This window comes from Kitasatospora sp. NPDC058406 (genome assembly GCF_042722765.1).
Lineage (GTDB): Bacteria > Actinomycetota > Actinomycetes > Streptomycetales > Streptomycetaceae > Kitasatospora.
In genome coordinates this window covers 1-10,085 of record NZ_JBHXKE010000290.1, presented here as the reverse complement: position 1 = coordinate 10,085, position 10,085 = coordinate 1, and the positions used below count along the sequence as shown (strand labels likewise).

The 10,085-nt window shown below is 71.2% G+C and carries 10 protein-coding genes and 1 pseudogene; 1 reads left to right on the top strand and 10 read right to left on the bottom strand.

Annotated features, from left to right (window positions below; genetic code table 11):
* The 10 genes and pseudogenes from ACFWOG_RS35910 to ACFWOG_RS35865 form a co-directional block, all read right to left on the bottom strand.
* Window positions 1–399: pseudogene (locus tag ACFWOG_RS35910) on the bottom strand (N-(5'-phosphoribosyl)anthranilate isomerase); the annotation flags it as partial.
* A gap of 7 nt (window positions 400–406) precedes the next feature.
* Complete coding sequence (locus ACFWOG_RS35905; protein ID WP_329881460.1) at window positions 407–1,798, bottom strand: TrpB-like pyridoxal phosphate-dependent enzyme; 1,392 nt, start codon at window positions 1,796–1,798, stop codon at window positions 407–409.
* Window positions 1,799–1,842: 44 nt separating this feature from the next.
* Window positions 1,843–2,532: a transglutaminase-like domain-containing protein gene (locus ACFWOG_RS35900; protein ID WP_329881461.1), complete on the bottom strand. Its 690-nt coding sequence runs from the start codon at window positions 2,530–2,532 to the stop codon at window positions 1,843–1,845.
* Window positions 2,533–2,564: 32 nt separating this feature from the next.
* On the bottom strand, window positions 2,565–3,704 hold the full coding sequence (locus tag ACFWOG_RS35895; RefSeq protein WP_355405906.1) for an acyl-CoA dehydrogenase family protein: 1,140 nt from the start codon (window positions 3,702–3,704) through the stop codon (window positions 2,565–2,567).
* Between the two features lie 40 nt (window positions 3,705–3,744).
* Complete coding sequence (locus ACFWOG_RS35890) at window positions 3,745–4,119, bottom strand: ectoine synthase (RefSeq protein ID WP_329881463.1); 375 nt, start codon at window positions 4,117–4,119, stop codon at window positions 3,745–3,747.
* Between the two features lie 12 nt (window positions 4,120–4,131).
* A complete protein-coding gene (trpA, locus tag ACFWOG_RS35885; protein ID WP_329881464.1) occupies window positions 4,132–4,986 on the bottom strand; it encodes a tryptophan synthase subunit alpha in 855 nt (284 codons plus the stop codon).
* Window positions 4,979–5,986 carry a hypothetical protein gene (locus ACFWOG_RS35880; RefSeq protein ID WP_380363539.1) on the bottom strand — a complete coding sequence of 336 codons (1,008 nt, stop codon included), beginning with the start codon at window positions 5,984–5,986 and terminating at the stop codon, window positions 4,979–4,981. The genes trpA and ACFWOG_RS35880 overlap by 8 nt, the downstream gene beginning before the upstream one ends.
* A gap of 2 nt (window positions 5,987–5,988) precedes the next feature.
* A complete protein-coding gene (locus ACFWOG_RS35875) occupies window positions 5,989–6,252 on the bottom strand; it encodes an acyl carrier protein (RefSeq protein WP_355405908.1) in 264 nt (87 codons plus the stop codon).
* A gap of 1 nt (window position 6,253) precedes the next feature.
* Window positions 6,254–7,747, bottom strand: coding sequence for an AMP-binding protein (locus ACFWOG_RS35870; protein WP_355405909.1), 1,494 nt, complete (start codon window positions 7,745–7,747; stop codon window positions 6,254–6,256).
* A 299-nt stretch (window positions 7,748–8,046) separates the two neighbouring features.
* Window positions 8,047–8,712, bottom strand: a complete 666-nt coding sequence (locus ACFWOG_RS35865; RefSeq protein ID WP_355405910.1) for a LysE family translocator — start codon at window positions 8,710–8,712, stop codon at window positions 8,047–8,049.
* A gap of 333 nt (window positions 8,713–9,045) precedes the next feature.
* On the opposite strand from ACFWOG_RS35865, the gene ACFWOG_RS35860 reads away from it, so the two are divergent.
* Window positions 9,046–10,041 (top strand): LuxR C-terminal-related transcriptional regulator, encoded by a 996-nt coding sequence (locus tag ACFWOG_RS35860; RefSeq protein WP_329881469.1) that lies wholly within the window; start codon window positions 9,046–9,048, stop codon window positions 10,039–10,041.
* Window positions 10,042–10,085 lie beyond the last annotated feature (44 nt).

Here is a 10,085-nt window from a genome sequence, read left to right as displayed (position 1 = left end):
GAAGACGTCCACGCCCGCCTGCTCGTAGGCCCCGATCAGCGGCTTCTCCAGCACCCGGCCGTCCCGGACGTGGAGCACCTTCAGCAGCTCGACGCCGGGCAGCTCCGCGCGGATCGCCGCCACCTGGGCGGGTGTCGCGTAGCCGTGCAACTGCACCCGCGACACCCCCGAGGCGGTGACCGCTTCGCGCAGTGCCGCCGGGTCGGCGAGCAGGGTCACCAGGACCGGGGCCGGCCCGCCGGCCGAGCGCGCGCACTCGGCCAGTCGGACCAGCTCCGGCAGGTCGAGGTCCGCGGGCCCGTCCGGCACGCCGTACCAGAGCCCGACCAGATCGACCGGGGCTCCGGCGAGCAGCCGCAGCTGGTCCTCACCGGTGACCCCGCACACCTTCAGCCGCACGGTTCGTTCAGCTCCCCGTGGCCTGGGTACCGGTGGAGCCCGACCCGAACTGCTCCGGCAGCCGGGCCAGCGAGCGCGCGACGAGCTCCTGGTCGAAGCCCTCGTCGACGAGCTCGCCGCCCAGGTACTTCTCGTAGGCGGAGAGGTCGAAGTGGCCGTGGCCGGAGAGTCCGAACAGGATGGCCTCGGAGCGGCCCTCCTCCTTGAGCCGCAGCGCCTCGTCGATGGCCACCCGGATGGCGTGGGTGGACTCGGGCGCGGGCACGATGCCCTCGGTCCGGGCGAAGGTCACGCCGGCCTCGAAGCAGCTGGTCTGCGGGACGGCGCGCGCCTCCAGCAGGCCGTCCTCCAGCGCCTGGCTGACCAGCGGCGCGATGCCGTGGTAGCGCAGGCCGCCGGCGTGGATCGCGGGCGGCACGAAGGAGTGGCCGAGGGTGTGCATCTTCAGCAGCGGGGTCAGTCCGGTGGTGTCGCCGAAGTCGTAGGCGACACGGCCCTGGGTGAGGCTCGGGCAGGCGGACGGCTCCGCGGCGATCACCCGCACCCGGCGCCCGCCGCGCAGCTGCTCGCCGAGGAACGGGAAGGCCAGGCCGGCCAGGTTGCTGCCGCCGCCGGCCGCCCCGATGATGATGTCCGGGTAGTCGTCGGCCATCTCCAGCTGGAGCAGCGCCTCCTTGCCGATCACCGTCTGGTGCAGCGCGACGTGGTTGAGCACGCTGCCGCCCGCGTAGTTGGTGAACGGGTCGTTCATCGCGACCTCGATCGCCTCGGACGTCGCGATGCCGAGGCTTCCCGGGCAGTCCGGGTCGTCCGCCAGGATGCCGCGCCCGGCGGCGGTCTCGGTCGACGGGCTGGGCACGCAGGTCGCGCCGTACGCGTGCATCAGCGCGCGGCGGTAGGGCTTCTGGTGGTAGCTGACCTTCACCATGAAGACCTTGACCTCCAGACCGAAGAAGGCCCCGGCGAGGGAGAGCGAGGAGCCCCACTGCCCGGCCCCGGTCTCGGTGGCGAGCCGGCGGATGCCGGCCTCCTTGTTGTAGAAGGCCTGCGCGATACCGGTGTTGGGCTTGTGGCTGCCGGCCGGGCTGCCGCCCTCGTACTTGTAGTAGATCCGCGCGGGGGTATCGAGCAGCTTCTCCAGGCGGCGGGCCCGGAACAGCGGCGCCGGCCGCCACTGGGCGTAGATCTGCCGGACCACGGACGGGATCTCGATGTCCCGCTCCAGGGTGAGCTCCTGCTCGGCCAGCTCCTTCGGCATGATCCCGACCAGGTCCTCGACCGTCGCGGGCTGCCCCGTGCCCGGGTGCAGCGGGGGCGAGAGCACGGGCAGGTCGGCGGCCAGGTTGTACCAGGACGTCGGGATCTGCGAATCGGCCAGCTGGTACTTGATGGTGTCCACGGTGTCGGCCTCCGGGCCTGGTGGTGGGTCGCGGGGAAGAGGTGTCAGGTGGTGCGGCGGGCGGCCGCGTCGGCCACCAGCGAACCGGCGGTGAACCGCCGGGATTCCGGCCCGGCGAACAGACCGGGGTGCTCACGGCGCATCCCGGTCAGCACCAGGTCGTACGGCAGGTCGTCGAACTCGCCGTGCTCGTGCAGGAATTCCATCTGCCGGGCGCCGTGCTCGTCGAAGGGGTGGTGCACGCTGTCGGCCGTCCCGTCGAACTCCAGCGGCTTCATCCCGTAGAGACGGCAGAGCAGCTTGTTGAAGACCGGGGTGGCCCGCACCCAGCGCCCGTCCAGCTGGACGGAGGTGAGCGCGTGGTAGTAGAAGACGTCGCCTCCGACGTACTCCTTGATCCGCTCGGACGCCAGGTGGTTGCGCACGTCGGTGAGCACCAGGCGGCCGGGGACGCCGACCGAGCGGAGCGCCGCCAGGTACACCAGCGACTTGTGGATGCACATGCCGCGCTTCGCCCGCAGGGTCCCGCTGGCGGTCAGTGCCTCGCGGGTGAACTCCGCGCCGTAGATCTCGTAGTTGATCCGGTCCCGCACGGCGTAGTACAGCCGCACCGCGCGGTCGCGGTCGTCCGTACCGCCGTCCGGCAGCACCTCGGCGACGAAGGCGCTCACCTCCGGCGCGGTGTGGTCGATGAAGTCGGTCGCCGCCAGGGTGGCGGACACGTCACTCGACATGGGGAGGACTCCGTACTCTGGGAAGGGGGCGCTCACAGGCCGAGCATGGTGGCGATCCGGACCCGCTGGACCTCGGAGGTGCCGGAGTAGATCGTCCCGGCGACGGCGTTGCGCAGTTCCTGCTCGACGCCGTACTCGGCCATGTAGCCGTTGCCCCCGAAGATCTGCACGGCGTTCAGGGCGGACGCCACGTTCGCCTCGCTGACCACCAGCTTGGCGGAGGCCAGGTCGACGGTGATGTCCCGGCCGGCGAGGAGGGCCTCGGCGGTGTCGTAGAGCCACCGCCGCGAGGTCTCGACGCCGATCCGCATCTCCACGATCCGGCCGGCCACCAGCTGGAACGACCCGATCGGCTGCCCGAACGCGGTCCGCTCCTTGGCGTAGGCGATGCACTGCTCCAGCCGGCGCTGCATCTCGCCGACGGTGACGGCGAAGGAGCAGAGGATCTCCCACTTCATCACGTGGTCGAGCACCAGGAACCCGGTGCCCGGCCGGCCGATCACGTTGGCCTTCGGCACCCGGCAGTCGTCGAAGAACAGCTCCGACATCGGGGACGCCTTGAGGCCCATCTTCTCGATCGGGTTGCCGACGGTCAGCCCGGGGGTGTCACGCTCCACCAGGAAGGTGGTCACCCCGAGCGGACCGGCGGTCGGATCGGTCTTGGCGTAGACCGCGATCACATCCGCCACCGGTCCGTTGCTGACGAAGGTCTTGCTCCCGTTCAGCACGTACGCGTCGCCGTCGGCCACGGCACTGGTACGCATCGCCAGCGCGTCCGAGCCACCGCCGGGTTCACTGATCGCGTGGGCTCCGATGAGGCTGCCCCCAGCCACCCCGGTCAGGTACCGCTCCTTCTGGGCGGCCGTGCCGAAGCGCTGCAGCGGGACTCCGACGCTCACCATGCTGGTGGTGACGGAGAAGTTGAGCCCGCCGTTGCGGCAGCCGTGGCCGAGTCCCTCCAGGACGTACATGGTGGTCAGCAGGTCCTGGCCGAGCCCTCCGTACTCGGGCTCGAACGGCAGCCCGAGCAGGCCCGAGTCGACCACGGCCTGCCAGGGTCCGCGCGGGAACCGCGCGGCCTTGTCGTGGGCCAGGTAGTCGTCGCCGAACTTCTCGAACCACGGTGTCAGGCCGTCGCGCAACTCGCGCCGATCGGCGGACCATTCGATCATCGCTTCATTCCCCGGTCGGTGGTCGGTGGCGCGGGCGGGATCAGTAGTGGGAGGACGAGGCGCCGGTGAGGTCGTGGACCTCGTCGCCGCGCAGCGCCGGGGTGAAGACGCACACCAGGCGCAGGTCCTCCTCCGGCCAGGCGATCAGCCAGTGCGCGTCGTGCTGGTCCAGCGCGTAGAGCGTGCCGGGCTCGATGACGTGGCTGTTGCCCGCCATGTCGACGACCTCGCCGCGGCCGGAGATGCAGTAGCAGGCCTCCAGGTGCCGCTTGTACTCCAGCAGCGACTTGGTGCCGGCCGCCACGACCGTGTCGGTGACCGAGTAGCCCATCCGGTCCGACTCCAGGAGGAAGCGGCGGCTGACGCCGTTGCCCCACTCGACCGTTCTGACGTCCTCCAGCTTGCGAATGATCATGACGAACTCCGTTCAGTGATTGGACAGTTGTTCTTCGTGCACGGGTCGGTGACGCAGGCCACCGATGAATCCCGCGAGTTCGGCGAGCAGGTCACCACCGGTCTCCAGGACCCGTTCGACCTCCGCCACCAGGGCGCTTCCGACGATCGCCGCGTCCGCGCCCAGGTCCCCCATGGCCGAGACGTCCTCGGCGGTGCGGACCCCGAATCCCACGGCCACCGGGGCCGGGGTGAGCCCCTTGAGGGTGGCGACCACCGGCGCGAGCGCCGAGCGGTCCGGGGCCGGGGCCGTGCCCGAGCGGCCGAAGTGGGCCACCAGGTACAGGTACGCCGAGGCGAACTCGGCACTCTCGGCCAGGACTTCGCGGGGCGAGTTCGGGTAGCAGGTGGTGACCACCGGCTGTCCGATCCGCTCCGCGGCCTCCAGGTACCGCCGCCTGGCCAGCGGCGGCAGCCCGTGCAGCAGGGTCGCGTCCGCTCCCGCGTCCCGGGCCCTGCGCAGGAACTCCTCCAGGCCCACCGGCTTCACCGAGTGGCCCCAGTCGGCCAGCAGCGCGATCCGGGTGTGCCTCAGCTCCGGCCGGACGCGCTCGACGAAGCCGAGCACCGCGTCCAGGTCGACGCCCTGCTCCAGCGCCCGCCGTGCGGAGCGCCGGATGACCGGGCCGTCGGTCACCGAGTCGGGGAACGGCACGGCCAGTTCGAGGCAGTCCACCCGCTCCTCGTCCAGCAGCCGGACGAGGTCCGCGAGCCGGTCCAGGCCAGGGTCACCGGCGTTGAGGAACAGCGCCAGACCCGGGTCGGCGGAGCTGCGGCCGGCGAAGAACCCGCCCGCCGGCCGGCCGTCGTGCTCGGTGGGGTCAGACACCGGCCCGCACCTCCCGGCGCAGCCGCTCCACGAGCCCGACCGCCGCGCCGTCCGCCACCGCCGCCCGGGCGGTGGCGAACGCCTCCGCCCAGTCGGTGGTCCGGCCGGCGGCGATGGCCGCGGCCGCCGCGTTGAGGCAGATGCTCTCCACCGCCGCCGCCGGGCCGTGGCCCCGGAGCAGGTCCAGCAGGTGCTCGGCCGCGTCGGTGCCCTCCGCGGCCGGGCGGAGGTCGGCGAGGGTGCCGCCCGCCGCGCCCACCGTGCCGGGGCCGACGGCCAGCTCCGTGCCGTTCGCCCGCACGGTGTTCCCGGTGAAGCTGAGCAGCTCGTCCACACCGAGGTCGTTGCGGATCAGCCAGACTCGCCGGTCGGCCGCCAACTCGGCGAATCCGTCCCAGAGTTCAGGCGACGATACACCGGTCAGCTGGACCTCGACGGGCACCGCGGCCAGGAACGGGCCGAGCAGGTTGACGAACCGGCCGATCTGCTGCATGCCGTACGGCAGCACGGCGCGCGCCAGTTCGGTCAGCTCGACCGGGTAGACGAACCCGGAGGCGAAGGCCAGGCCGAAGCGGCCGAGCAGGTCCTCGCACTCGGCGTACGAGCGCGCGGTCGGCAGCCCCACCCGGTCCAGGATGTCGATCGAGCCGTACCGGCTGCTGTAGCCGCGCGACCCGGTCTTGACGATCGGCACCCCGGTCGCCGCGGCCACCAGGACGGCGGCGGTGGTCAGGTTGAAGGTGGCGGGGCCGCCCCCGGTGCCGACCAGGTTGACGACGCCGGGCCAGCGGGCCGGCAGCGGCGCGGCACGGTCGGTCAGCGAGCCGAGGAAGGACTCCAGGGTCGGCGTCACGGGGGTGCGGGTGGAGAGCGAGGCGAGCACCGCGAGGGCCTCGCCGTTCTTCAGCCGGCGCTCGTGCAGCCGCTCCCAGAAGTCGGCCCAGACCGGGCGTTCCACCGGTTCGGCGCCCCGGACCAGGCTCTGCAGCAGATCGGCCACGGTCAGTTGGCTCCGCTCGCCACCGGGTCGGCCTGACCGAGGAAGGCGTCGATCGAGGCGACCGAACGGAAGTTGTCCGGCACGATGTCGAGCGCGTCGATGTCCAGCTTGTAGGTGTTCTCCAGCCAGCCGACCAGGGTCAGCAGGCCGAGGCTGTCGATCACGCCGTTCGCCAGCAGGTCGAAGTCGTCGTCGATCTCCTCGACCGTGACCTCCAGCAGGAACTGATCGATCAGGTACCGCTTGATGTCGTCGGTGCGCGCCATGTCAGCCTCCGGAGGCAGTGGTGTCGGGTCGGTCGGTCCGCGCCTGCAGGAGGCGGCGCTGGACGGCCTTGCGGTCGAGCTTCCCGGTGCCGGTGCGGGGCAGCGGGGTGTCCACCAGCTCGACGGTGGCGGGGATGGCCACCCGGGGCAGCAGCCCGGCGGCGTGCTGGCGGATGGTCAGGGAGTTGAGCTTCCCGCCCTCGGCGCGCTGCACGACGGCGTGCAGTCGCGTGCCGGCGAGCTCGTCGGGGACGGCGATCACCGCCGCCTCGGTGACGGCCGGGTGGCTGCGCAGGGCGGTCTCGACCTCGGCCGTGTTGATCCGCACACCGCGGACCTTCACCACGAAGTCCCGCCGGCCCTCCAGGGTCAGCACCCCGTCGTCGTGACGGCGCACCAGGTCCCCGGTGCGGTAGTAGCGGGTTCCGGCCCGCTCGGAGAAGACGCCCCGGTCGAGCTCGGCGTCCAGGTACCCGGCGGTCTGGAACGGTGTGGAGACCACGAGTTCACCGCGGCCCGGCCCGGTGAGCTCGACGCCGTCCTCGTCCAGGACCAGCGCGTCGACCCCGTCGATCGGCCGGCCGATCGGCACCGTGCCGTACGGCATCGGGTCCGCCGGGTCGATCGTGTGGAGGAAGCTGTCGTTGGTCTCGGTGCAGCCGTAGACGTTGTGGAAGACCGCCTTGGGCAGGAGTGCCGGCAGCGGTTCGAAGCCGCGGGCGCTGACGGCGTCGCCGGTGAGCAGCGCGTGTTCCACACCGTCCAGCACCAGCGCCGGGTCGCCCGCAGCGGCCTGGGTGAGCAGTTGGTAGAGCATCGGGACGCCCTGCACGACCTGGACCGGCCGGGCGCGGTACTGCGCCAGCAGGTGGGCCGGGTTGGCGGCGAGGTCCTGGTCCACCAGGGAGACACACCCGCCGCGGCTGAGCGTGGTCCAGATGTCGAGCAGGCACAGGTCGAAGTTGAGCGGTGCGTAGTTGAGCACCGTGCTCTCCGGGCCGATGCCGAACTGCTCGGCGGCCCAGTCGGCGAACCGCGTCACCGCGCCACCGGTCAGCGGCACGACCTTGGGCAGCCCGGTCGAGCCCGACGTGGTCAGGAGCAGCGCCACGTCCTCCGGGTCATGGTCACCCTCGAAGGTGAACTCCTCGTGTCCTTCGGTCAGTTGGATCGGGTCGGGCAGGCGTCGGGCGCCACAGCGGTCCACCAGGGCGGCCAGGGTCTCGGCGCCGAGCTCCGCCGAGGGCAACAGCACCGGCCGGCGGAGCATCAGGCAGGCCAGCACCACGGCGACGGCCTGCGGCGACTTCTTCGCCACCATGGCCACCGGTTCTGCGGGGCCCAGGCCCAGCCCGGCCAGCCGCGCGGCGGCGGCACCGGCCATGCGGTGCAGTTCGGCGTAGCTCACCTCGTCCGCGTGCCAGAGCAGTGCCGGCGCCTGCGGGCGGACTCTCGCCTCTTCGGCGATCCGGCCAGGGAGGGATCTCCACGGCATCGAACGGTCCTCCGTCTCACGTCCTGGGAGTATCTGAGTGGGTCTGAGTGGTCTGCGGACTGTCTGAGCGGTTCTGCGCGGGCAGCCGAAAGCCGATTACGGCTGCCGCCGAAAATGTGCGCAGGATGAATCGCCAGGTGGCGGGCGGCCGCACGCGTGGGCGGCCGCACTCGTCCATGGGTAAATAGATGAATACACCTGAAGAAGTTGACCGATAAACCGCCCGGTCGGCGCGGAGGAGTTCCGCGTGACGGAATACCGAAGGTGGAATCCCGCAATCCGGAACCGGGACGGCCCGATCAGCCCGCGCGCCGCCCCGAAGGCTGCGCGAACGCCGCGGAGATACCCAGCAGAAGATACGTACAGCCGGTGATGTACTTCTGGGCACGGGCGAACCGCACACTACGGGCGAGCCATGCGCCCACCCCGACCGAGGCCACCGCGTACACCAGATCCATGGCCAGGGCGATCGTGAAGAACACCAGCCCCAGCACCAGGGTCTGACTCGCCCCGGAGCCCCGCTCCGGGTCGACGTACTGCGGCAGCAGCGCCAGGAAGAAGAGGGCGACCTTGGGGTTGAGCACGTTCACCAGAGCCCCCTGGCGCAACAGCGTCCCGACCGACCGGGGGCTGTCCGAGCCCGCCGGGCCCTCGCCCAGCGCGCCCCCCTTGGACAGCAGGGTGCGGATGCCCAGGTACACCAGGTAGGCGGCGCCGGCGTACTTCACCACGTCGAACGCCGTGGCGGAGGCGGCGATCAGCGCCGACACCCCGACCACGGTGCCCAGGACGTGGACCAGCGTGCCGAGTTCCACCCCGAGCGCCGAGGCGAACGCCGCCCGCCGGCCCTGGCCGATGCCACGACTGAGGATGAGCAGCATGTTCGGCCCGGGCACCGCGACCACCGCGACCACCGTCGGCACGAACAGCAGCAGCGCCGCCATCGACGGGAGCGTCAACTCCACCGGGCCCATCCCCCTCCGTCAGCTGCGGAGCGAGCCGGACGGCTCAGCCCCACTCAAGGTCCCCGTCACGCCCGCCCGGGAATCCGAAACCCACCCAAGCCGACTGAAATGATTGCCGAATGGCCACCATGTTACTCATCCCCCCAGCGAATTAATCGATCTTTGTCTCAGCTCCGCCGTACTCTGTTTCCCAAGCGAAGTTCCTTCGATCCTGCCGACCGCACTTCGGCAAGTCCAGGGATCACAGCTGTCCCATAGGTGCCGTGACTGGTGACGGCCAGGTTATCCACGGGGGCACCACAGAGCAGCAGAACCACCACCACGGAGTTAGCAATGGATCTTGAGCGCGACCGGAAGGTCCTGACGGACCTCTACCGGCAGTTGCGGAACGAGCCGAACCTGAGCACACCCGAGATCTGCGCCCGGTCAGGCCTGGATCCGGCCTCCCTCCACGAGGCCACGGCGCTGCTCACCGAGCTCGGGTTACTGACCGGGTCCGGCCGCGGCAGCGGGCGGCCCACCGTCACCTCCACCGAGGTCGCGCTCAACCGCCTCGCGCAGCAGGCCGAGCAGACCGCCGTACGCTGGCTGGAGGAGACCATCCGGGTCCGCAAGGCGATGCGGCTCCTCACCACCGAACTCGCCGACCAGTACCAGCAGCAGGAGAGCCTCGCGCCCGCCGAACTGATCGTCGGCCTCGACCACATCTCCGAAGTGCTGGAGGACTGCACCGAGCTCGCCCAGGACGAGGTGCTGAGCATGCACCCCGGCCCGGTCGTCGAGAGTCGCTCCAAGGCCCGTCTGGAACGCAACCAGAAGGTCGTCAACCGCAGCGTGGGGATGCGCACCATCCACCTCGCCTCCACCGCGCGGCTGCCGCAGGGCCTCGCCCTGCTGGAGGAGATGCAGCGCTCCGGGGTCCAGATCCGGCTGGCTCCCACCATCCCGTTCCGTTTGATCGTCATCGACGACGTGATGGCCTTCACGCCGGCCTTCGGCACGGAGGCGCAGCCCACCGCCATGGTCACCCGCGGCCCGGTGATCACCCGCCTGCTCAGACGGGTCTTCGAGCACTGCTGGCAGTCGGCGGTCGAGCTCGGCACCGACACCCCGCCGCCCCAGACCCCCGTCGACACCCCGCTCACCGGCCAGCAGGCGGGCATCCTGCGGCTGATGAACGCCGGCTTCAAGGACGAGGCGATAGCCCGCGAACTCGGCGTTTCCACCCGGACACTGCGCCGTCTGATGAACGACCTGATGGAGAAGCTCGGCGCGGACAACCGCTTCCGGGCCGGGGTCCGGGCCCAACAGCTGGGCTGGCTCAAGTAGCCGGGGGGGGGGGGGGGGGCGCCGGCCGGGCCCCGGGGCGGCCC